At 71.7% G+C, this 22,417-nt stretch carries 19 protein-coding genes, 2 tRNA genes and 1 pseudogene; 13 read left to right on the plus strand and 9 right to left on the minus strand.

The annotated features are described in order from the left end of the window. Positions 1–12: 12 nt before the first annotated feature. From DA085_RS18335 to DA085_RS18345, 3 genes are all read right to left on the minus strand, one after another. The gene (locus DA085_RS18335) at positions 13–621 is read right to left on the minus strand and encodes an ATP-dependent Clp protease proteolytic subunit (RefSeq protein ID WP_109474528.1); all 609 of its coding nucleotides are present in this window, start codon (positions 619–621) and stop codon (positions 13–15) included. Between the two features lie 326 nt (positions 622–947). Beyond that, positions 948–2,498: a trigger factor gene (gene tig / locus DA085_RS18340; protein ID WP_109474440.1), complete on the minus strand. Its 1,551-nt coding sequence runs from the start codon at positions 2,496–2,498 to the stop codon at positions 948–950. Positions 2,499–2,523: 25 nt separating this feature from the next. Further along, positions 2,524–2,597: transfer RNA gene (locus DA085_RS18345), tRNA-Pro, on the minus strand. An 89-nt stretch (positions 2,598–2,686) separates the two neighbouring features. On the opposite strand from DA085_RS18345, the gene DA085_RS18350 reads away from it, so the two are divergent. After that, a tRNA-Gly gene (locus tag DA085_RS18350) sits at positions 2,687–2,760 on the plus strand. 70 nt (positions 2,761–2,830) lie between these two features. On the opposite strand, the gene DA085_RS18355 is transcribed toward DA085_RS18350, so the two are convergent. Continuing rightward, positions 2,831–3,403: a peptidase gene (locus DA085_RS18355; RefSeq protein WP_109474441.1), complete on the minus strand. Its 573-nt coding sequence runs from the start codon at positions 3,401–3,403 to the stop codon at positions 2,831–2,833. Between the two features lie 94 nt (positions 3,404–3,497). Here DA085_RS18355 and DA085_RS18360 point away from each other — a divergent pair, with 94 nt between their 5' ends. The 3 genes from DA085_RS18360 to DA085_RS22055 all read left to right on the plus strand — a co-directional run bounded on the left by DA085_RS18360 (position 3,498) and on the right by DA085_RS22055 (position 4,958). Next, the gene (locus tag DA085_RS18360) at positions 3,498–4,115 is read left to right on the plus strand and encodes an SIMPL domain-containing protein (RefSeq protein WP_161958548.1); all 618 of its coding nucleotides are present in this window, start codon (positions 3,498–3,500) and stop codon (positions 4,113–4,115) included. A gap of 89 nt (positions 4,116–4,204) precedes the next feature. Next, entirely contained in the window at positions 4,205–4,444 is a 240-nt protein-coding gene (locus tag DA085_RS18365) for an antitoxin (RefSeq protein ID WP_109474443.1), read from the plus strand. A 199-nt stretch (positions 4,445–4,643) separates the two neighbouring features. Next, a complete protein-coding gene (locus DA085_RS22055) occupies positions 4,644–4,958 on the plus strand; it encodes an antitoxin (protein ID WP_237565602.1) in 315 nt (104 codons plus the stop codon). Positions 4,959–5,035: 77 nt separating this feature from the next. On the opposite strand, the gene DA085_RS18375 is transcribed toward DA085_RS22055, so the two are convergent. Both DA085_RS18375 and DA085_RS18380 read right to left on the minus strand, forming a co-directional pair. Next, a complete protein-coding gene (locus tag DA085_RS18375) occupies positions 5,036–5,503 on the minus strand; it encodes a ribose-5-phosphate isomerase (protein ID WP_109474445.1) in 468 nt (155 codons plus the stop codon). 11 nt (positions 5,504–5,514) lie between these two features. Beyond that, on the minus strand, positions 5,515–6,174 hold the full coding sequence (locus DA085_RS18380; RefSeq protein ID WP_202619311.1) for a DsbA family oxidoreductase: 660 nt from the start codon (positions 6,172–6,174) through the stop codon (positions 5,515–5,517). A 67-nt stretch (positions 6,175–6,241) separates the two neighbouring features. Here DA085_RS18380 and pepN point away from each other — a divergent pair, with 67 nt between their 5' ends. Then, positions 6,242–8,827 carry an aminopeptidase N gene (gene pepN, locus DA085_RS18385; protein WP_109474446.1) on the plus strand — a complete coding sequence of 862 codons (2,586 nt, stop codon included), beginning with the start codon at positions 6,242–6,244 and terminating at the stop codon, positions 8,825–8,827. An 11-nt stretch (positions 8,828–8,838) separates the two neighbouring features. Here pepN and malQ read toward each other — a convergent pair whose 3' ends face one another. Beyond that, the gene (gene malQ / locus DA085_RS18390; RefSeq protein ID WP_109474447.1) at positions 8,839–10,980 is read right to left on the minus strand and encodes a 4-alpha-glucanotransferase; all 2,142 of its coding nucleotides are present in this window, start codon (positions 10,978–10,980) and stop codon (positions 8,839–8,841) included. A 79-nt stretch (positions 10,981–11,059) separates the two neighbouring features. On the opposite strand from malQ, the gene DA085_RS18395 reads away from it, so the two are divergent. The 5 genes and pseudogenes from DA085_RS18395 to DA085_RS18415 all read left to right on the plus strand — a co-directional run. Then, positions 11,060–11,935 (plus strand): mechanosensitive ion channel family protein, encoded by an 876-nt coding sequence (locus DA085_RS18395; protein WP_237565603.1) that lies wholly within the window; start codon positions 11,060–11,062, stop codon positions 11,933–11,935. Positions 11,936–12,156: 221 nt separating this feature from the next. Next, the gene (locus tag DA085_RS18400; RefSeq protein ID WP_161958549.1) at positions 12,157–12,729 is read left to right on the plus strand and encodes an ArsR/SmtB family transcription factor; all 573 of its coding nucleotides are present in this window, start codon (positions 12,157–12,159) and stop codon (positions 12,727–12,729) included. Next, entirely contained in the window at positions 12,726–13,979 is a 1,254-nt protein-coding gene (locus DA085_RS18405; protein ID WP_109474450.1) for an MFS transporter, read from the plus strand. The genes DA085_RS18400 and DA085_RS18405 overlap by 4 nt, the downstream gene beginning before the upstream one ends. After that, positions 13,976–14,380 (plus strand): globin, encoded by a 405-nt coding sequence (locus DA085_RS18410; protein ID WP_109474451.1) that lies wholly within the window; start codon positions 13,976–13,978, stop codon positions 14,378–14,380. The genes DA085_RS18405 and DA085_RS18410 overlap by 4 nt, the downstream gene beginning before the upstream one ends. Positions 14,381–14,612: 232 nt before the next feature. Further along, positions 14,613–15,425, plus strand: a pseudogene (locus tag DA085_RS18415) (alpha/beta hydrolase); the annotation flags it as partial. Here the strand turns inward: DA085_RS18415 and DA085_RS18420 are convergent. Continuing rightward, positions 15,360–18,335 (minus strand): S8 family serine peptidase, encoded by a 2,976-nt coding sequence (locus DA085_RS18420; protein WP_161958550.1) that lies wholly within the window; start codon positions 18,333–18,335, stop codon positions 15,360–15,362. The pseudogene DA085_RS18415 and the gene DA085_RS18420 sit on opposite strands and share 66 nt — an antisense overlap. Positions 18,336–18,608: 273 nt before the next feature. Here DA085_RS18420 and DA085_RS18425 point away from each other — a divergent pair, with 273 nt between their 5' ends. Further along, positions 18,609–19,787: a DUF2786 domain-containing protein gene (locus tag DA085_RS18425; RefSeq protein WP_161958551.1), complete on the plus strand. Its 1,179-nt coding sequence runs from the start codon at positions 18,609–18,611 to the stop codon at positions 19,785–19,787. Between the two features lie 15 nt (positions 19,788–19,802). Here DA085_RS18425 and DA085_RS18430 read toward each other — a convergent pair whose 3' ends face one another. Then, a complete protein-coding gene (locus DA085_RS18430; RefSeq protein ID WP_109474455.1) occupies positions 19,803–20,570 on the minus strand; it encodes a TetR/AcrR family transcriptional regulator in 768 nt (255 codons plus the stop codon). Between the two features lie 68 nt (positions 20,571–20,638). Here DA085_RS18430 and DA085_RS18435 point away from each other — a divergent pair, with 68 nt between their 5' ends. Continuing rightward, entirely contained in the window at positions 20,639–21,580 is a 942-nt protein-coding gene (locus DA085_RS18435) for an ATP-binding cassette domain-containing protein (protein WP_237565604.1), read from the plus strand. Next, a complete protein-coding gene (locus DA085_RS18440) occupies positions 21,577–22,398 on the plus strand; it encodes an ABC transporter permease (protein ID WP_109474456.1) in 822 nt (273 codons plus the stop codon). The genes DA085_RS18435 and DA085_RS18440 overlap by 4 nt, the downstream gene beginning before the upstream one ends. Positions 22,399–22,417 lie beyond the last annotated feature (19 nt).

The raw sequence follows: 22,417 nt of genomic DNA on the forward strand, positions 1-22,417 counted from the left end.
GGTCGGTCCGGCTCAGGCCTTGGCGCCGGCGTCGTCGGAGCGCTCGTAGACGTGGTCCACGAAGCCGTACTCCTTGGCCTCCTGGGCAGTGAACCAGCGGTCGCGGTCGGAGTCCGCCTCGATCTGGTCAACGGACTGCCCGGTGTGCTCGGCGATCAGCGCCGCCATCTCACGCTTGGTGTGCAGCATCTGCTCGGCCTGGATCTTGATGTCACTGGCCGTGCCGCCGATGCCGCCGGAGGGCTGGTGCATCATCACCTTGGCGTGCGGGGTCGCGTAGCGCTTGCCCGGTGCACCCGCGGAGAGCAGGAACTGCCCCATCGAGGCCGCCAGGCCCATCGCGACCGTCGCCACGTCGTTGGGGACCCACTGCATCGTGTCGTAGATCGCCATGCCGGCGCTGACGGAGCCACCCGGGGAGTTGATGTAGAGCCAGATGTCCTTCTCGGAGTCCTCCGCGGCCAGCAGCAGCAGCTGCGCGCAGATCGCGTTGGCGTTGTCGTCCCGCACGTCCGAGCCGAGGAAGATGATCCGTTCCTTGAGGAGGCGGTTGTAGATCTGGTCGTCCAGTCCGGCCACCGGTCGTTCGCTGGCCGCGACGATCTCGCTGTTGCTCACCATCTGCTCCATCTCATCGCTGGGGGTCGCGGCCCGGCCGCGTCCTTCGTCAGTGACCCTAACGCCCGCACTCGACGGGGCACTCCCGCATTCCGTCCGTGTTCGCCCTGAGCGCAGCAGCCCCACCCCGGCCAGACGCTCCCGGCTCTGCAGAAGATGTCGCGTGCGACACCTTGTGCAGAGCCATCGGGACGCTCCGCGCCTTGTGCAGAGCCGTCGTGACGCTCCGCGCCTTCTGCCGAGCCGTCGTGACGCCCTGCGCCCTGCCCCGCACACGCCGACGCGGACTGCCGGAGAACCGGCAGTCCGCGTCGTGCGTGTGCAGTGGGTCAGGCCTTCTCGGTGGCCTCGACCTCGTCGTCCTCGACGTCCGGGCTGTCGACGGAGTCGACGCTGTCCACGGAGTCCACACTGTCGACCGAGTCGACGCTGTCCACCGAGTCCGCGGACGCGGCGGAGTCGGCGTCCTCGTCCTCGTCCTCCTCGCCGGTCTCGATCTCGTTGAGGTCGACGACGTTGCCGTCGGTGTCCTTGACGGTGACGGTCTCGAGCACGCTGGCCAGCGCCTTGCGGCGACCGACCTCGGCGACCATGCCGGGGACCTGGTTCTGGCTGTCGAGCTGCTGGGCGAACTCGTTGGGGTTCATGCCGTACTGCTGCGCGGCCATGATCAGGTACTCGACCAGCTCCTCCTGGCCGACCTGGACCTCGTCACGCTCGACCAGGGCGTCCAGCAGCAGCTGCGTGCGGACGGCCTTCTGGGTGCTCTCGGTGACCTCGGCGCGGTGCACGTCGTCCTCGAGGCGACCCTCGTTCTCCAGGTGGCTGTGCACCTCGGCCTCCACGACGGAGTCCGGCACGGGGATGTCGACGAGCTCGAGCATCTGCTCCAGGACCTTGTCGCGGGCCTGGACGCCCTGCTCGAACTTCGCGCCCTGTTCGGACTGCTTGCGCAGGTCCTCCATGAGCTCCTCGAAGGTGTCGAACTCCGAGGCGAGCTGGGCGAAGTCGTCGTCCGCCTCGGGCAGCTGGCGCTCCTTGACGGACTGCAGCACGAGGGTGACCTCGGCGTCCTGACCGGCGCGGTCGCCACCGGCGAGCGGGGCGGTGAACTCGACGGTCTCACCGGCGGTGTGGCCGATCAGGGCCTCGTCCATGCCGGGGAGCATCGTGCCGGAGCCGATCTCGTAGGAGATGCCCTCGGCGGCGTCGATGTCCTCGCCGTCGATGGTGGCCCGGATGTCCACGGAGGTGAAGTCGCCCTCCTGGGCGGGACGGTCGACACCGACGAGCGTGCCGAAGCGGGCCCGCAGGTTGTCGAGCCGGGTCTGCACGTCGGCCTCGTCGACCGCAACGGGGTCGACCTCGACGGTGATGGTGCTGAAGTCGGGCAGCTCGAACGTCGGCACGACGTCGACCTCGGCGTCGAACTTCAGCTGCTGGCCGTCCTCCAGCGGCAGCTCGGTCATGTTGACCTCGGGCTGCCCCAGCGGCTTGACCTCGTGCTCGGCCAGCGCCTGGGCGTAGTACTCACCCATGGCGTCGTTGACGGCCTCCTGCACGACGGCGCCACGGCCGAAGCGCTGGTCGATGATCCGGTTCGGCACCTTGCCGCGCCGGAAGCCCGGGATGTTGACCTGCTGCGCGATGGTCTTGTAGGCCGCATCCATCCGGGGTGCGAGCTCCTCGGAGGTGACCTCCACGCTCAGCTTCACCCGGGTCGGGCTCAGGGTCTCGACGGCACTCTTCACTCTGCGGCACTCCAGAATCTGGTCGTTGGCGTTCGGGATCCGTGGGTGCTCCCACCGGACCGCAGCAACGCGCCGGTTCGGTCCGGCATACTCCTCGCGGTCGGCGCCGGCAACAGGGCAGCCGGACATCCACAGATCGCCCCATGGTAAGGGGTCGGGGTAGCCGGATTCGAACCGGCGGCCTTCCGCTCCCAAAGCGGACGCGCTACCAAGCTGCGCCATACCCCGCGCTCACCCGGTGCCGGAGGTCGTTTCCGACTCGGCACGGGTGGGCAGTACAGTAGTCCCTCGCTGGCCGGTCTCCGCACTGGCCGCACGCGGGTGTAGCTCAATGGTAGAGCCCCAGTCTTCCAAACTGGTTACGCGAGTTCGATTCTCGTCACCCGCTCCACAGGCCGGCCGTATGCCGTGACGCACCGGATCGGCCCCTCACCAGGGTCCCGGGACGGGCTCCCCGCGACTCAGGCGACGAGCAGCAGCGAGAGCGCCGCGGTGTCGGCGTCGCCCTGCGGGTCCACCCACGACTTGGTCGTCAGGCGGGTGATGGTGCCCTCGCGGTCCACCTCCGCCCAGGCGGCGCGGTGGTCGAGCCCGAGGTCCGGGACACCGGGCAGCAGGATGCACCCGGAGGCGGTCTCGTACTCCGGGACCGAGCTCAGCGTGCTGGCCGGCGGGTGGAGCACGGCGAGGCCGGGCGGGGGATGGTCGGCGAACTGCCCCGGCTCCAGGTGGTGCTCCCCCAGGAGCTGGCCCTCGGCGAGCACGAGCCCGATGGCATCCGCCAGCAGGTCCCCACCGCCACCGACCGCGCCCACCTCGTCCGTCTCGCGGTCAGGCACCTCCTCGACGACGCGGAACACCGTGCTGCCCCGCGGCAGCATGCCCGGGACGGCAGCCATCTGCACCGCCAGGACGAGGAAGCGGGACCACTCCACCGGGTCCTGCGGCCAGCGACGCAGCAGCAGGAAACCGGAGAGGCAGCCGCCCTTGTGCAGCGGCGCGACCTCGACCGGTGGGAGCCCATGGTTCGTCATGACGTCCTCCTGCCCGTGCCCTGGAGCACCCTGTCACCTCCAGAATGCCACGTCAGGGGCGTTCCGGGGGCGTTCTGGCGCGTACCATCTCGCCATGACGGACACCATCGAGGTCACCGGCAGCGGCCAGGCCGCGGGCACCCCCGACCTGGTCGTGCTCGACCTGCGGATCCAGGCCGAGCGCGACACCGTCGCCGCGAGCCTGCGCGCAGTCGCCGAGGCGGTGCGCGCGGTCGTGGAGCGCACCGCCGCCCACCGCTCCGGCTCCGTCCCGGCGCCACGGACCCAGGGGCTGAGCCTGTTCACCCGGCACGACCGCGGGGGGCAGCGGGTCGTGGGCTACACCGCCTCCCAGCAGCTGCGGCTCAGCCTGCCGGGCACCGACCTGGCGGGCGAGGTCGTGAGCGTGCTGTCGGAGGCCGCCGGTGACGCGCTGGGCATCGACGGGCTCACCCTCTCCGTGGCCGACCAGGCCGACCTGCACGCCCGCGCCCGGGAGGCGGCCTTCGCGGATGCCCGCGCACGCGCCGAGCAGTATGCCGCGCTGGCGGAGCGGACGCTGGGAGCGGTCCGTGGCGTCCGAGACGTGCCGGACGCCGAGGGGCCGGTCCCGAGACCGGCCCGGGCCGCGTTCGCAGAGGCCTCGATGCCGGTCGAGGCGGGCGAGCACACCGTGGCGGCCCGGGTGACCGTCAGCTGGGAGCTCCGCTGACACTGCGGTCGACAGCCGGGCCCGTGTGTGCCACGTTTGGAGGCGTCAGGCCGACCGAGGTCGGCACAGGAACACGGAAGGATGACTTCATGGGGTTCATGGACAAGGTGACCGGCGCCGCGGACGACCACAAGGACAAGGTGGGCGACCTCGTCGACGAGCACGGTGACAAGATCGACCAGGGCATCGAGCAGGGCGGTGACTTCGTCGACGACAAGACCGGTGGCAAGTACTCCGACCAGGTCGACCAGGGCCAGGAGAAGTTGGGTGACGCGGTCGAGGGTTTCGGGGGCGGCAGCGCCGAGGGTGAGGGCGATCCCCCAGCCTGAGTCACCACACGGCATACGGGCAGCACCTGGCACACGCGGCCGGGGGCTGTTTCGCGTCCAGAGCCGAAACCGTTGGGCAGGAGAGCAACTGCCCCACGGTCAGCGCACTCGACAAGTGCCCCCGTCGGGGTGCAGGGTGTGGGGGTCAGGCCGGTCCTCGCGCCGGCACCAAGAACGGGAGGAACCCCGAATGGGTCTCATGGACAAGATCACCGGTGCTTTCGAGAAGAACAAGGACAAGATCACGGACGCGGTGGACCAGCACGGAGACAAGATCGAACAGGGCCTCGAGCGGGCCGGAGAGTTCATTGACGACAAGACCGGCGGCAAGTACTCCGACCAGATCGACCAGGGCCAGGAGAAGCTGAAGGGCGGCCTCGACAGCCTGGACGGCACGGCCGACGACTTCGGCGCGGAGCCGGGGGCCGAGACCCCCACCACGGACGCGCCCACCGACGCGGCCACCACCGACGGCACCCTCGACACCAACCTTCCCCCGGCCCCACAGGGCTGAGACAGGTCGACACGACGGAGCCCCCGGGGAGGTCCCGGGGGCTCCGTGTGTCAGGCCGCGGCTCGGCAGGCCGGCCCTCAGGGCACGTCGGGCAGGGCGCCGTCCACCTCGTAGGCCGCCATCATGTCGATCCGCCGCTGGTGCCGCTCGGCGCCGCTGAACTCGGTCGTCAGGAAGGTGCGCACGATCTCCTTGGCCTCCTCGACGGAGTGCATCCGCGCGCCGATCGAGAGGACCTGCGCGTCATTGTGCTCCCGTGCGAGCTGGGCCAGCTCGGGCCGGTAGCAGAGGGCGGCACGGATGCCGGTGACCTTGTTGGCCGCGATCTGCTCACCGTTGCCGGAGCCGCCGAGCACGATGCCGAGCGAGCCGAGGTCGTCAGCCACCGCCTCGGCCGCCCGCAGCACGAACACGGGGTAGTCGTCCAGCTCGTCATAGGTCACCGGCCCGTGGTCGATGACCTCGTGCCCCTCCTCGCCCAGCCACCGGACGAGCTCGCGCTGCAGGTCGTAGGCGGCGTGGTCGCCACCGATGTGAATGCGCATCTGGTCTCTCCTCAGCTGAAGTCGGGGCTGGCGTCGCGGGTCCGCTTGAGCTCGTAGAAGCCCGGCGTGCCGGCGACCAGCACGCACCCGTCCCAGAGCCGGCCGGCGGCCTCACCCTTGGGCGCCGGGGTGACGACCGGGCCGAAGAAGCTCACGCCGTTGACCGAGACCACAGGAGTGCCGACGTCGTCGCCGACCAGGCTGATCGCCCGCTCGTGGCTGGCACGCACATCGGCGTCCTGCTCCTCGGTGTCGGCATGGCGGGCGAGGTCGACGGGCAGGCCGACCTCCTCCAGGGCCTCCGCGATGACCGTGGCCAGGTCCTCGGAGCCGCGACCCTCGGTGTGGATCCGACGGCCGAGCGCGTCATACAGCGCCTTGCGGGTCGTGTTGCCACCGTCCTCGCCCGGGTGCTCCTTGGCCGCCGCGATGACCACGCGCACCGTCGCCCACGCCCGGTCCATCAGCGCGGCGTAGTCCTCGGGGAGGTCCCGGCCCTGGTTGAGGACCGACAGGCTCATCACCGACCAGGTGATGTCCAGGTCACGGACCTGCTGGGCCTCCATCAGCCAGCGGGACGTCATCCAGGCCCAGGGGCAGACCGGGTCGAACCACATCTCGGCCGCCGTGCGGCTGCCGGGTTCGTGAGTGCTCGATGTCGGGGTGCTCATGGCACCATCGTTGCACCAGACTGCGACACCCATCGCCCCGACCCCGACCACGCACAGGAGCCACCGCATGCCCGGCAAGAACCTCACCCGCGACGAGGCCGCGGCCCGGTCCGCGATCGTGACCACCGACTCGTATGCCGTGTCGCTGGACCTCACGACCGGCCCGGAGACCTTCCGCACGGTGACCACCGTCGAGTTCGGGGCGCGGGAGGGCGCGGAGACCTTCATCGACCTGATCGCGCCGTCGGTGCAGGCGATCACGCTCAACGGGGAGGAGCTGGACCCGGCGGAGCACTTCGCGGACTCCCGCATCCGGCTGCCGCGACTGCGCGAGCGCAACACCCTGACGGTCGACGCCACGGGCGCGTACATGAACACCGGCGAGGGGATGCACCGCTTCGTGGACCCTGCGGACGGCGAGGTCTACCTCTACACCCAGTTCGAGGTCCCGGACTCCCGCCGCGTCTTCGCCGTCTTCGAGCAGCCCGACCTCAAGGCGACCTTCCAGCTCACCGTGACCGCCCCGGCGCACTGGCAGGTCATCTCCAACCAGCCGACGCCGGAGCCGGTCGCCGCCGGCAGCAGACCTGGTGCGGGACAGACGGACTCGGCCGACGCCGAGGCCGGCCCCATCGCGACCTGGACCTTCGGGGCCACACCCAGCATCTCGTCATACATCACTGCTCTGGTTGCCGGCCCGTATGCCGTGGTGCGCGACGAGGTGGACACCCGCGCCGGGACCATCCCGCTGGGGGTCTTCTGCCGCCGGTCGATGAGCGAGCACCTCGACGCCGACAACGTCCTGGACGTCACCAAGCGCGGGTTCGCCTTCTTCGAGGAGGAGTTCGACCAGCCGTACCCGTTCGCCAAGTACGACCAGATCTTCACGCCGGAGTACAACATGGGCGCGATGGAGAACGCCGGTTGCGTGACCATCGTCGAGCAGTACATCTTCCGCGGCAAGGTGACCGAGTCGATCATCGAGCGGCGCGCCCTGACGATCCTGCACGAGCTGGCGCACATGTGGTTCGGCGACCTGGTGACGATGCAGTGGTGGGACGACCTGTGGCTCAACGAGTCCTTCGCGGAGTGGGCCTCTACCACCTGCCAGGCCGAGGCCACCCAGTGGACCGACGCGTGGACCACCTTCGCGACCGCAGAGAAGGGCTGGGCCTACCGCCAGGACCAGCTCTCCTCGACCCACCCGATCGCCGCCGACATGGTCGACCTGGCAGCGGTCGAGGTGAACTTCGACGGCATCACCTATGCCAAGGGTGCCTCGGTGCTCAAGCAGCTCGTCGCGTATGTCGGACGCGAACCCTTCCGGGACGGGCTGCGGTCCTACTTCGTCAAGCACGCGTGGGGCAACACGACCCTGAGCGACCTGCTCACCGAGCTGGAGGCCACCTCCGGCCGCGACCTGCGGACCTGGAGCCGGCTGTGGCTGGAGACCGCCGGGGTCAACACGCTGACCCCGCAGGTCACCGTCGAGGACGGCACGATCACCGCGGCCGCGATCGCGCAGAGCGCCCCGGCCGAGTGGCCGACGCTGCGTCCGCACCGGCTCGCCGTGGGCTGCTACGACCTGCAGGACGGCGCGTTCGTGCGGACCCACCGGGTCGAGCTCGACGTGGACGGTGCGTCCACCGAGGTGCCCGAGCTGGTCGGCCGTCCCATGCCGGACCTCCTGCTGGTCAACGACGACGACCTGGCCTACGCCAAGATCCGGCTCGACGAGATGTCGCTGGCCGTCGCCCTGGCGCAGCCCCGCGCGCTGGTGGAGTCCCTCCCCCGCTCCCTGGTGCTCGCCGCGGCCTGGGACATGACCCGCGACGGCGAGATGGCCGCGACCGACTATGTGCGCCTCGGGCTGCAGGCGATTGCGGTCGAGACCGAGTCGACCCTCCTGCGCGTGCTGATCCAGCAGGTGACGACCGCGGCGCTGACCTACACCGCCCCGGCCCGCCGGGACGCGCTCCTCGACGAGGTGGAGGTCGCCCTGCGCGCCGCGACCCGGGCCGCCGCGCCGGGCTCGGACGCGCAGCTCCAGCTGGTCACCGCCTGGGCCTCCTTCGCCCGGTCGCCGGAGTCGGTGTCCCTCGTGCAGGCCCTGCTCTCCGGCACGGAGTCCCTCGACGGCCTGACCGTCGACCAGGACATCCGCTGGACCCTGGTCACGTCCCTGGCCACGGCCGGCGCCGCGGGTGAGGCCGAGATCGAGGCCGAGCGCACGCGCGACAACACGGCAACCGGCCGGGAGCGGGCCGCCCGCGCGCTGGCCTCCCGGCCGACCGCGGCCGCCAAGGCCGCGGCCTGGGAGTCGGGGGTCGAGGACGACAGCCTGCCCAACGCTGTCATCGCGGCGACCGCGCTCGGGTTCGGCCGGGTGCACGACCCGGAGCTGCTGGGCGACTACGTCGACCGCTACCACGAGGCGATCGGCTCCGTCTGGGCGTCGCGGACCCACCACATCGCGGAGTCCATCGCCATCGGCTTCTATCCGCACGCCCTCGCTGACAAGCGGCTGCTGGACGCCACGACCGAGTGGCTGACGGCCAACCCCGACGCCCCGTCGGGCCTGCGCCGCACCGTGGCGGAGAACCGGGACACAGTGGCCCGCGCGCTGAGTGTCCAGGCGCGCGACGCCGCCTGACCAGCCCGGGCTCAGGCCTCGCGTGACACCGTCCGCGCGAGCCGCCGGGCCGAGCGCCAGGCGAACAGCTCCTCGAGCAGCACCGGCCGGCCCTCGGTGCCGGCGAGGGGTACCCGCCAGTTCGGGTACTCCTCGTCGGTGCCGGGCTGGTTGATGATCCGGGTGTCCTGGGCGAGGTCGCTGACCGACACCCCGATGAGCGCGGAGCGGGTGAAGCCGAGGAACCGGTGCAGCGCCTCGACCTGCTCGGCGGTCCCTGCGCCCGGGCGCAGCAGCCCGCGCCGGCGCAGGTCGGCGAGCACCTCCTCACGCGCGGTCCGGTCGGCGGCCCGCTCCTCCTCCAGCGACCGGTCTAGGAGGCCGAGGGAGTGGCGCAGGTCGATGTGCACGCCCTGCAGGTAGCCCGCCGTCGGCGGCAGGTCGTGGGTGGTGACCGTGGCCAGGCAGAGCTTGCGGTAGCTCTCCGGTGGGAGCAGCCCGCCGTCGCCGTCGTAGTCCCGCTCGAACCAGAGGATCGAGGTCCCGAGGATGCCGCTGTCGGCGAGGTAGTCGCGCACCCACGGCTCGACGGTGCCCAGGTCCTCCCCCACGACGACGGCGCCCGCCCGGTGGGCCTCGAGCATCAGGATGCCGACCATCGCCTCGTGGTCGTAGCGCACATAGGTCCCCAGCCGCGGCTCCTGCCCCTCCGGGATCCACCACAGCCGGAACAGCCCGATCACGTGGTCGACGCGCAGGCCCCCGGCATCGCGCAGGACCGCCCGGATCATGTCGCGGTAGGGCGCGTAGCCCAGCTCCGCGAGCCGGTCCGGGCGCCACGGCGGCTGGGACCAGTCCTGGCCGAGCTGGTTGTACTGGTCGGCGGGCGCCCCGACGGTGACACCGCGCGCCAGGGCGTCGCCCAGCGCCCAGGTGTCGGCGCCGTGCGGGTGCACGCCGACGGCCAGGTCGTGCACTACGCCCAGCCGCATGCCGGTCTCGGTGACCTCGCGCTGCACCGCAGCGAGCTGTTCGGCGAGGATCCACTGCAGCCAGCACTGGAACTCGATCTCCGCGGAGTGCTCCTGGCGGAAGCTGTCGACGGCCGCGCCGCGCGCGTCGCGCAGCTCCTCCGGCCACTCGCGCCAGTCGGGCCCGTGCACGCCGAACAGCACCGCCCAGGTGGCGTAGTCCACCAGCCCCTGGCCCTCGCGCTCGACGAACGCATGGAACGACCGCTCGCGGCGCACCGAACGACCCTGCCGGAAGACCATCCGCAGCGCCGCCTCCTTGGCGGCCCAGACGGCGTCGCGCTCCAGGAAGTCCAGGTCGTTGAAGCGCTGGGCGTCGTCGGCGTGCCACTCGACCAGCTGGCGCTCGGCGGCCGACAGGTAGGCCACCTCGGGCACGTCCTCGACGCGGATGTAGAGCGGGTTGACGAAGCGCCGCGTGGTCGGCAGGTAGGGCGAGGGCTCCATCGGCGCCGACGGCTCCGCGGCGTGCAGGGGGTTGACCAGCACGAAGTCGGCGCCGAGGCCGGCCGCCCAGGCGCCGAGGTCGGCGAGGTCGGCCAGGTCGCCGGTGCCCCACGAGCGGCGCGAGCGCATCGCGTAGAGCTGGGTCATCACACCCCACGCCTGGTCGCCGTCCCCCTGCAGGAAGTCCGGCAGCTCGAGCCGGGCAGGGGCGACCACCAGCGGCATCGTGGGGGAGTCGGCCTCCCGGGCACCGGACTGTGTCCGCACCTCGACCCGGTGCCACCCCAGGGGAAGGGAGTCCGGCAGCCGCACCTCGAACTGGCTGAGCGGCATACCGTCGACCTCGCGCTCCACCGTCCCGCGGTCGTGCGCCACCTCCAGCACCCCACCGCCCTCGAGGACGACGCGGGCGGTGAACTCGCTCCCCGTCGGGAGGTGGACCGGGAGCCGGTGGGCCCGACCGGCGCGGATGACCCTGACCGGCGGCAGGACCCGGCGCCACGGTGCCTCCCGCAGGTCGGCCAGGCCCGCACGCACCTGCTCCTCGTCGGCGGCCGGCACCCCCAGCGCCTCCAGCACCGCGCGGATCGTCGACTCCTCCACGTCGCGGTGGTTCCCCTGCCAGTCCCAGAACTCGGTCGCCACCCCGTGCCCCTGGGCGAGCTCGACGAGCCGGGCGGGAAGAGCAGATGTCACTGTGGGCCTCTCGGGTCGGTCTGGGGTGTGCCCGGCCAGTCTGCCAGCCGGCCGGGTCGGGTGAGTGACAATGCCAGGTATGCCGTTCAGCACCTGGCCCGAATTCGGCACCTGGCTCCTGGGGGCACCCCTGCTGGTGCTGGTGACGATCCTCCTGGCCCTCGTCGCCCGCTGGCTCAGCCACCGGGCGATCCGCACCGTCGTCGACAACGCGGTGCGGCGGGCCGAGGACAACCGGCTCAGCACGAGCGGCCGGCTGCTCGGCGTCGCGGCCGAGCGACGGCGCCAGCGGGCGCTCACCATGGGCTCACTGCTGCGCAGCGTGGCGACCTTCGTGGTCGCCACCATCGCGGTCCTCACCGTGATGTCGCTGGTCGGGCTGCCGCTGGGACCACTCCTGGCCAGCGCCGGCGTGGGCGGCGTCGCCCTGGGCTTCGGGGCGCAGTCGCTGGTCAAGGACTTCCTGTCCGGGATCTTCATGATCATCGAGGACCAGTACGGCGTGGGCGACGTCATCGACACCGGCGAGGCGGTCGGCACCGTCGAGGAGGTGACGCTGCGGGTCACCCGCCTGCGCGATGCGGCGGGCGTCGTCTGGTTCATCCGCAACGGGGAGATCATCCGGATCGGCAACCAGAGCCAGGGCTGGGCCATGGCGACCATCGACCTGCAGGTCGCCGCGACCGAGGACCCCGCCCGCGTCATCCCCCTCGTCGAGCGCGTCGTCGCCGAGTTCTATGCCGACCCGGAGTCCGCCGCCAAGCTGCTCGAGCCGCCGACCGTGGCGGGTGTCGAGTCGGTCGCGGCCGGGGCGATGACGATCCGTGTCTTCGCCAAGTGCGTGCCGGGCCAGCAGTGGGGCGTGCCGCGCCAGATCCGTGAGAAGGCCAAGGCCACCTTCGACGCCGAGGGCGTGCGCCTGCCGCCGGTCACCTTCGGCGCACCCCCGTCCTGACCACCCCACCCTTCGACCGACCTCACCGGCACCCGCTCCCAGTCCCACCGAGCGCACCGGCACCCGCTCCCTCATCCCACCGAGCAGACCGGCACCCGCTCCCTGGCCTCACCGAGCGCACCGGCCACCCGCCCCCCAACCCCCGTTCCCCAATCCCACCGAGCGTGTGAACATCCTAAAGAACTCTTGCGCAACAGTTCTTTAGGATGCATGATGGAGACATGCCCTCTCCCGACCAGCCCATCTCAGACCCCGAGCGGATCCGCGCGCTGGCTCACCCGGTGCGCCTCGAGCTGCTGGACTTCCTCGGCGACGTCGAGGACGCCACGGCGACCCAGTGCGCCGAGCACATCGGCGAGTCCGTCGCCAGCTGCTCCTTCCACCTGCGGATGCTGCACAAGTACGGCTACATCGAACGGGCCGAGTCCCGCGGCCGGGAGAAGCCCTGGCGGGTCATCCCCGGCGGCTACGACCTGCGTCCCCAGGAGGGGCAGCCCGGGTCGGTGACGGCCGTCTCGGAGGTCGCCTCGCTGCACATGCTGCGGGAGACCGAACGGGTCCGTCGCTATCTCGCTGCCCTGGGGCAGGAGACCTCCGCGTGGATGAACGCCTCCACGGTCACCTCGGGCTCGTTCTGGGCGACGGCCGAGGAGACCGCGCAGTACTCCGAGGACCTCCGCCGGCTGAGCGAGCGCTTCGCCGGCCGGTCGGAGGACCCCTCACTCCGCCCGCCCGGCGCTCGCCAGGTGCGCATGTTCGGCACCGTCAACCCCGATCCGGAGGATCCGTCATGACCACGCCTCAGAGCATGCCGACCACGCGGAGGCGGGGCCCCGCTGCCCTGCAGAGCCCTGGCTTCCGACGGCTGACCACGGCCTGGGTCTTCACCAACCTGGCCGACAGCGCCCTCTACCTGATGCTCGCGGTCTGGCTCAAGGACCTGACCGGTTCCGACGCCGCGGCCGCCCTCACCTTCGTGATGCTCGGTGTCCCCGCGCTGCTCGCGCCGGTCCTCGGCCAGGTCGCCGACCGGTTCTCCCGCAAACGCACCCTGGTGCTCGCCAACCTCGCCGTCGCCGCGGTGGTGCTGACGCTGCTGCTGGTCGACTCGGCCAGCCAGATCGTGTGGATCTATGGGGTGGTGCTGGCCTACGCCATGGTCGCCTACCTGACCGCCGCCGCCCAGACCGGCCTCGTCCGTGACCTCCTGCCCGACGAGCACCTCGCCTCGGGGAACGGCCTGCTCTCCAGCATCGACCAGTCGCTGCGCCTGGTCTCCCCGCTGCTCGGCACCGCCCTGTATGCCGTATGGGGCCCCCACGCCGTGGTCCTGCTCACCGCCGGGGCGTTCGTCGTCGCCGCCGGCCTGCTGACGACCGTGCAGGTGCGCGAGTCCGAGCCGGAGACCGCGGACCAGCGGGGCACCTACTGGACGCAGCTGACGGCGGGCTTCCGGCACCTGGCGGGCATCCCCGTCCTCGGTCGCCTGACGATCATCCTCGCGATCGCCTTCGGCGTGACCGGCCTGGTCAACGTCGCGATCTTCCCGATCATCGAGCAGGGGCTCGGGCTCCAGCCGGAGTCGCTGGGACCGCTGGTCAGCATCCAGGGCCTGGGGGCGGTCGTCGCGGGCCTGACCGCGGCCGCCGTGATCAGCCGGTGGGGTGAGGTGCGGGTGTTCGCCATCGGCGTCGTCCTCCTGGCCCTCGGGATGGCCCCCACGATGACCTCCAGTCTCCCGGCGGTGGTCGTCGGCCTCGCCGCCGTGGGCTTCGGGGTCACGTGGACCGTCGTCTCCTTCATCACGCTGCGGCAGCGGCTCACCCCGCCCAGGCTGCAGGGACGCACGGGCGCCGCGACCGCGATCGCCATCAACCTGCCCCAGACACTCGTCACCCTCGTCGGCGCGGCGGTCCTGGGCCTGGTCGACTACCGGTTGCTGATCCTGGTGACGGTGGTCATCGCCCTGGTCTCGCTGGTCCTCCTGCCGCGGTCCGGACGGGATTCGGCACCGGCACCCGCTCCTGAGACACTGGCCGGGTGAGCCAGGCAGAGCAGGAGCAGACACAGACCTACTACGAGCGGGTCGGTGGACACGAGACGTTCGTCAAGCTGGTCCACGAGTTCTACAAGGGCGTCGCAACCGACGAGCCGCTGCGGGAGATGTACCCCGAGGAGGACCTGGGCCCGGCCGAGGTCCGGTTACGGATGTTCCTGGAGCAGTACTGGGGCGGCCCCAAGACCTACTCCGAGCAGCGCGGCCACCCCCGACTGCGGATGCGCCACATCGAGTTCAAGGTGACACCGACCCAGCGGGACCGCTGGCTCACCCACATGAACGCCGCCATCGACACCCTCGGCCTCGCCCCGATGGACGACGAGCTGATGCGCGGCTACATGGCGCACGCGGCCAACTTCATGGTCAACGCCCACGACGACGACTGATCAGGCCGTATGCCGTGGTGCCGGTGACCGGACCCGCTCACTTGGTGAGGGGCAGCCGGGAGAGCTGGACGGTCATCCAGACACGTGCCCGACAACTACCCAGGGATACGTCGAATCGTGGGTAGAAGCCGTGCCCGTGCCACCCGCCTCCACGCGGCCGCGGAGAGGTTGACCCCGGACGACGACCGTTCCGAGCGCCACGTCCGGCCGCTCCCCCGGCCGGTGCCACGGACCCGCTCGGCCTGGTCATGGCACGACGCCGACGGCCGCGGCGACTGGCTCCTCAACGTCGAGCACGTGGGGGCTGAGGACGCACCCGTCCGGACGGTCCGGCAGCGTGCGCTACCCGGACTGGCAGCAGATCCTCGTCGACCTCGTCCACCACGAACGCGACGACCGACCGTTGATCCTGGTCGGCGCCAGCATGGGCGGGATGCTGGCCCTCGACACCGCGGCCCGCTCCGGCCTGGCGGACCGGGTCATCGTGACCTGCCTGCTGGACAGCACCCAGCCGGAGGTCCGCGCCGGGATCGTCCGGTGCCCCTGGCTGGCCACGCTCGGCCTCCCCCTGCTGCACCTCGCCCGCGGTCCCCTCGCGCGCCTGCCCCTGCCGATCCGCTGGCTGACGCCGATGGCGACGATCTCGAACTCGCCCGGCCTGTCAGCCGAGGTGCTGGAGGACCGCCGCGGTGGCCGCGGCGCGATGCCTTTGGGGTGGTACCGCACCTTCCTGACGTCCGGCCCGGCCGTGCCGCCCGAGACGGTCAGCCGGCCACCCGTCATACTCCTCCATCCCGACGAGGACCGGTGGACCGCACCGGGGCTCAGCGAGGCCTTTCTCGCGGCGCTGCCCGCGCCCACCCGGGCCGTGCGGCTGGAAGGTTGCGGACACTTCCCCGTCGAGGAGCCAGGTTTCCAACAGCTGCTCGACGAGGTGGCGGCTGAACTGTCCGCGACCCGAGCAGGCCGTCCAGCAGCGTCAGGGACGGTGGAGGGTCACCAGCACCGAGCCCACGTCGTCAGGGCTCTGCCTGCTGGAGCCTAGGTCGACGGCCCCGACCCAGACGTCACCTGACTCGAGCGACGGCAGCGCCCAGTCGAACCTCAGGTCGAACGGTGTGTCCGCCGCGACCTTGCCCGGGCCGCTCGCCGTCAGGTTCCCGGCATCGGCACCGGGGACCACGGCGATGGTCAGATCCGCCTCGTCCGCAACCTGGCCCGAGAGCCAGTTCTGCACCATCACCCAGTAGGTCCCGCCCTCCGGGTCGGCGACCGTGCAGCCCTCGATCGGTCCGGCCGTCGCTGAGCTACACAGCTCCTCCCCCGCCTGGGCGACCCCGTCCCCGTTGCTGTCGATGCCGACAAACAGGTCCAGGTCGTTGGCGGTGGTGCGGCCGATGTCGGCTGCGATCACCCTGGACCCGGCAGGCACCTCGACCAGCGTGGTGTGGGTGCCGACGGTCGTGTCGTAGGGGTCGAGCATCGTCGGGTCCTGCGGCACCAGGACGGTCTCGCGCACCCCCTGCTGCAGGCCCGCGACCGTGACCTGCAGACTCCTGACGTCGATGGGGCTGGTCACCGTCTCGGTGTGCGAACCGGTGGCGGCGCCGGCCTCGATGTCGATCGAGTCGCCACCGGCGCCGGCGGGTCGTACTGCGACGGGGAAGTGCGCCTCGGGGACCGTGGTGCTGCCCGCTGCCGTGAAGCGGACGGCCCCGAAGGTCCACGTGCCGACTGACCGACCGCTGACGTCGGCCGTGACCTTCACGGCGACCTGCTCTCCCGGCTGCACCGTGAACCGGCGCGGCGAGACGGTCAGCCCGACATCACCCTCGGTGGTGGCCCGCCAGGTCACTGCCGTGTCGCCCGGGTTGCGGACCAGCCGCGTCCAGGAACACGTCCCGCGGCACTCGTCCTCACCCAGACTGGGCAGGTTGAGGGTGCTCGGGTCGCCGCCCTGTGCCGGGTCAGCCGCCAGGTAGTCGGCGCCCGGGACGTCCAGGACCATCCCGGCACGGGCCGCCCGGGTCAGGTCCACCCGCCCGGCGCCCTCGTCGAAGGGGTCGGCCTGGGTGGTGCCGTCGTCCTTGCGGACGACCTTGTCGAGGCCGGTCACCATGAGGGCGGACTGCACCTCGGCGGGCGTCCACTCCGGCTGGAGCGCACGCACCAGCGCCGCGGCCCCCGCCGCGTGCGGGCTGGACATCGAGGTGCCGGACATGAGCCCGAACTCGGGGCCGGCGGTGGGGTCGACGGTGTGGACGGCCGCCAGGATGTCCACGCCCGGGGCGATGACGTCCGGCTTGATGACACCGGGAACGGACAGGTTGGGCCCGCGGGAGCTGAAGCCTGCGGTGATGTCACCGAGGCTCGCCTCGTTGGTCACGACCGTCCCGGTGATCGAGCCGGTGTGACCGTCCCCGCCGTCCCGCATCCACGCCGCCAGCCGGGCGCCGTCGGTGTATCCGAGGTGCACCGCCGGCAGCACGTGCGGGTCGGCGACGGTGGACTCGCCGTCGGCCTCGGTGTTCACCAGGATCATGCCGCCGGCACCACCGAGCTGGACGTTGGTGCCCTTCTCCACCCTGGGGTTGACACCGCGCTCGCAGACCACGATCTGGCCGTCGAACGTGCCCGGCAGGAACGGCTGGAGGCACTGGGCGTCGCCGAACGCCCTGGCATCCGCGAGTGCCGCGGGGCCGTAGCCGGCGGTCATGCTCCGGCCCACGAGCTCGCCCGGAGGGGTCGACGCGCCACCGCTGAGGCCCGCGACCGAGTTGATGATCGCCCGGTCGTGCGAGGCGGCACCCACGCCGAGGACCCATGGCGCGTCGGCGGGTGAGCCGATGGTCTCGGCGCCGGGGCCCTCGTTGCCGGCCGAGGTCGCCACGAAGACGCCGGCCTCGCGAGCCGCCAGGAACGCGAGAGCGTCAGCATCGCCCCACGGGTCGCTGGAGCCGCCACCGATGGAGTAGTTGATGACGTCCACCCCGTCGGCCGTGGCCTGGTCGATCGCCGCGACGAGGCTGGGCGAAAGGCAGGTGCCCGCGGGGGTGCAGGCCTTGTAGGCGATGAGGTTGGCGTGCGGCGCGACCCCGGAGACCGGGCGCTCGAGCGCGATGGTCGGGGCCTTCACGACGGCGTCCACCACATTGCCACCGGACGTGGAGGCGGTGTGGCTGCCGTGGCCGTGCTCGTCGTTGGGCCCCGTGCCGGTGAGGTCCCAGACGCCGATCAGCTTGTCGTTGCACAGCGGTGCACCGGTGAGGGGGTCACAGAGCCCGTAGAAGGTGTCGCGCGGGTTGTCGTGGTCGTGGCCGTCGCCACCCACGTCCGCGAACGACGGGTGGTCGTGGTTGATCCCGGTGTCGATGACCCCGATGACCACACCCTCTCCCATCGAGGCGGCGCCGCCGGGACCAGCGGTCCCGTCCCACAGCCCGGGGGCACCGATCCACTCGGGCCCGGCGTCGGTCTGCACCTCCCGCGCGAACGGTGCCTCGACCTCGGCCACGCCCGGCAACCCGCGCAGCCGCTCGGCCTGGGCCTGCGTGACGTGGACCGCGACACCGTTGAGGGCGTGGGAGTAGCGGTGCTCGACCTCGGGCCTCTCCCCGAGAGCCAGGGTCGCGGCGGTCAGGAACGCGTCCTGCTCGGTGCGGAGATGGGCCAGGTAGGCGCGGGACGCAGGGGACGAGACGTCGAGCCGCGTCTCACCAGTCGTCCGAGGGGTCGTGGCCGAGAGGCCGGCGATGCCGCCGCGATACGTCGCGAGGGGCGGGTCGACCAGCCGCACGATGTGCGGGGCAGCGGCCAGCTCCTCGGTCGTGGTCGAGGCGCTGGCGACCTCGGACGTCGGCTCGGGGCTCTCGACGATGGCGGTGGACAGGGTGGCCGGTCCGAGGGCCAGCACGGGAAGCGCCGCAAGCAGAGCAGCGGAACGCGATCTCAACACTTTCGCTCCTATGAAGGTTTTCCCCTGCGCGAGCAGGCTAGGCCGAAACTCCCCGGTAGCACCCAGGTCATACGAACACGGCACTCAGAATTGACCGGCTCTTTACTGCTGGAGTCCTCCCTCCCGCCGGGCGGTGCTGACCCGGGCGGAGCGGGGCCGCCGAGGCCTCCATCACTATCCACAGGCGACGGACGCCCTGTCCGTGCCGTGTGCCACCGTGGGCACCGGGATGAGGTCCGCCGACGGGGCGGGGCACGACGAGGAGGGGATCGTATGTCGACAGGTGGGGCCGGCACGAGAGGCACCGGCGGCCCGGGGCCGCAGTTGGGGCGGTTGGTCCAGGAGGCGTGGGCGAGGGGCTGGGAGCCGGTTGACCTGCACCGCGTCGCCACCCGCGTGGAGTCTGCGCTCGTCGCGGACCTGCTCGGCGACCTGATGGCGGCCGACGTGGCCAGGTATGCGCCGGTGACCGTTGATGCCCGGTGGAAGGCCCAGCTGGAGGAGATCGGCGCGTTCGTGTGGTGGCGTCCCGAGGAGGAGCCGGTGACCGCACGAGCCGCTCGTGCCAACGGTGGCTGGGCGGCGGTCAGCCGGGCTGCCGCCCTGCTGGAGGTGACGCTCAAGGTCCTGCCGCCGATCGAGCAGCTGTCCGCGCGACCGGGCGAGGCGACGCCACGGCAGGCGCCCGGGCCAGAGGTCGACCAGCGCCTGCTCAGCAGGGTGCGGATGATGCTGGCCAAGGCCGAGTCGACCACGTTCCCGGCGGAGGCCGAGACCTTCACGGCCGCCGCCCAGAAGCTGATGACGCGCCACAGCATCGACCGTGCCCTGCTCGACCGGGACGCTGGTGGTGGCGACGGACCCGCCGCCATCCGCGTGGGGGTGGACCGCCCCTACGAGTCGGCCCGCTTCCAGCTGGTCTCGGCGATCGCCGGGGCAAATCGGTGCACCGCGGTGTGGCAGAAGGGCCTCGGCTTCAGCACGGTCGTCGGCTTCCCGACCGACCTGCGCGCCGTGGAGCTGCTGTTCACCTCCCTCATGGTCCAGGCCACGACCGCCATGACAGCCGCGGGGTCACGGGAGCACTGGACCGGCCAGAACCGCACGCGCTCGTTCCGCCGCAGCTTCCTCACCGCCTTCGCCGTGCGGATCGGCGAGCGCCTGGAGCTGGCTGCCCGGGAGGGTCAGCAGGAGTGGGCGGACGCCGAGTCGCTGGAGTCCGGGGGCGACGTGTCCCGACAGTGCGCCGGTGACCGCGCGACGGACAGGAGCGACCGCACGTCACTGGTGCTGGCCGCGCGCGACCAGGAGGTGGAGGCAGCCGTGGCGGAGCGGTTCCCGCGCCTGCAGACCCGACGGAGCCGGGCGTCGCTGGACCCGGAGGGCTGGGTGTCGGGCACCTCGGCCGCAGACCGTGCGGACCTCGGGGCTCCCGGGCGCCTCGCGACCTGACCCGAGGACCAGTGCTCAGCGGCGCGTGGGCCTCGCCTGCCGGGCGTCAGCGCGCGCCGCCAGCCCCTCGATCAACAGCTCGAGCCCGAAGGCGTACTCAAAGTCCACGCCCTGGGTCTCCTCGGTCACCGGTCCCCCGACGTAACCGCCGGACAGGAACAGCGGCGCGGCGAAGGGCAGCCGTGCCGGCGTGATCACCTCGCCCAGCTCACTCATCGCCTCGGGGCCGAACTCCAGGTCCTCCTGCCCGGCGAGATCACGCTCGAGGGTCGCGAACGCGGACACGTAGGAGCTCACCGCGAGGATGATGCCGATCCGCTCCTGGTCGGTCAGGTCCAGGCCGTCCACGGCCTCCAGCCCCCGGTCGACGATCTCTACCGACCCGGGCAGGAGCACCGACACCGGCCCCCGGACGATCTCGAGCATCCAGGGGTGCGCCTGGTAGGTCGAGCGCAGCTGGCTGGCCCACACCCGGAGCCGGTCGCGCCAGTCGGCTGCGGGCTCGACCCGTGCGGGCAGGAGCACCTCGGAACCGGCCATCAGCATGAGCAGCTCGTCCTTGTTGGCCACGTAGCGGTAGAGCGACATCGTCGTGAAGCCCAGGGACTCGGCCAGGCGCTGCATCGTCAGGGCGGCCAGCCCGTCCTCGTCGGCGATCTCGATCGCCCGCTCGACGATGCGTTCGTGGCTGAGCCCGCGCGCGGGCCCGCGCTGCGGCGCCGCGTGGGTGCCCCAGGCAATGGCCACCACGCGCGGGAGCCCCGACTCGGTTGTCTCGCCCATAGCCCCACAGTATGCAGCGGGCCGGTTTTTTCGTCTACGCCGCACACTATGTATGTCATACTCAGTGCATGATGTACACAGAAAGCCCTGTCCTGGAGCTCGCCGGTGTGAGCAAGGGCTACGGCGGCGAGCCGGTGCTCCGGGGGCTGGACCTGTCACTGGGACGGGGAGTGCACGCACTCCTGGGCCCCAACGGTGCCGGCAAGACCACCCTGATCAACATCCTCACGACGCTCGTCCCGCACGACTCGGGCACGGTGCGTGTCCTCGGCCTGGACCCGGCGACGCAGGCCGGCCGGATCCGGCACCGGATCAGCGTGACCGGTCAGTTCGCCGCAGTCGACGAGGTGCTGACCGGTCGGGAGAACCTCGTCCTGATGGGGCGTCTGCTCGGGCTGCGCCCCGCCGCCGCCCGGGCCCGCGCCGACGAGCTGCTCGAGCGCTTCGAGATCGCCACGGCAGGCGGCCGCCGGGTGGCGACCTACTCCGGAGGCATGCGGCGCCGGCTGGACCTGGCGATCAGCCTCATCTGGCCACCGGAGGTGCTCTTCCTCGACGAGCCGACGACCGGGCTCGACACCCGCAGCAGGATCGCGCTCTGGGACCAGATCAGGACGCTGGCGGCCGAGGGCACCTCGGTGTTCCTCACGACGCAGTACCTCGAGGAGGCCGACCAGCTCGCTGAGCAGATCACTGTCCTGGACGGCGGCCGGATCGTCGCGCAGGGCAGCGCCGGGCACCTCAAGTCGCTGGTCGGCGGGGCGTTCCTGCGGGTGCTCGACGGGTCCGGCACCGTCGTGCAGGAGGTCGCCACCGACGGGTCCGCGGCGGACCTGGCCCGCGTCAGCGCCGAGGTCGCGGCGACCGCACCGGGGCTGCGCGTCGAGCTGCGCCAACCCACCCTCGACGACGCCTTCCTGCACCTCACCGGGCACCGCGCCCACCCGACCGAGGACAGCGCAGACCGGCCCGACGACAACGCACCCCACGGCCTGGAGGTGGCCCGATGAGCGCCCCGCCGACCACGCCCACCCGTCCCCCGACCGACCGGACGCCGTCGCCCGCGCCGGGCAGCGGCATACTCACCGCCTCAGCGGCCTTCGTCGGCCGGGCCACCCGACACAGCCTGCGCGACGTCGAGGCCCTCCTCATGGCCGTCGTCCTGCCCCTGATGCTGATGCTCGTCTTCACCTACGTCTTCGGCGGCGCGATCTCGCCCAGCGGCGACTACCTCGACTACGTCGTGCCCGGCATCGTGCTCACATGCGCCGGCTTCGGAGCGGCCTCGACGGCCGTCGGAGTCGCCCAGGACATGACCACAGGCACTATCAACCGGCTGCGCACCATGCCGGTGCCCAGCGGCACCGTCCTGGTCGGACACGTCGTGGCAAGCCTGGCGCGCAACCTGCTCGCGACCGCGGTGGTCGTCCTCGCCGCGGTGCTCATCGGGTTCCGGCCCGCCGCCGGTGCGCTGGAGTGGCTCGCGGTGGTCGCCCTCCTGGGGCTGTACATCCTGGCCATCACGACCGTGTTCGCGATGCTCGGCCTCCTGGCCCACTCGCCCGAGGCAGCCAGCGGCTACGGCTTCGTCCTGCTGTTCCTGCCCTACGCCTCGAGCGCGTTCGTGCCCGTGGCGACCATGCCCTCCTGGCTCCACGGCTTTGCCGAGCACCAGCCGATCACCCCCGTCATCGAGGCGACCCGGGCCCTGCTGGCCGGCTCCCCGCCGGGCGGCCACGCGTTGGTCGCGATCCTGTGGTGCTTCGGCATCATCGCGGTCGCCGCTGCCCTCACGGCCTACGTCTTCCCCCGGCGGGTGGCGCGCTGAGCCGTATGCCGAGGGGCAG

It is taken from the genome of Ornithinimicrobium cavernae (genome assembly GCF_003121625.1).
Taxonomy (GTDB): Bacteria; Actinomycetota; Actinomycetes; order Actinomycetales; family Dermatophilaceae; genus Ornithinicoccus; species Ornithinicoccus cavernae.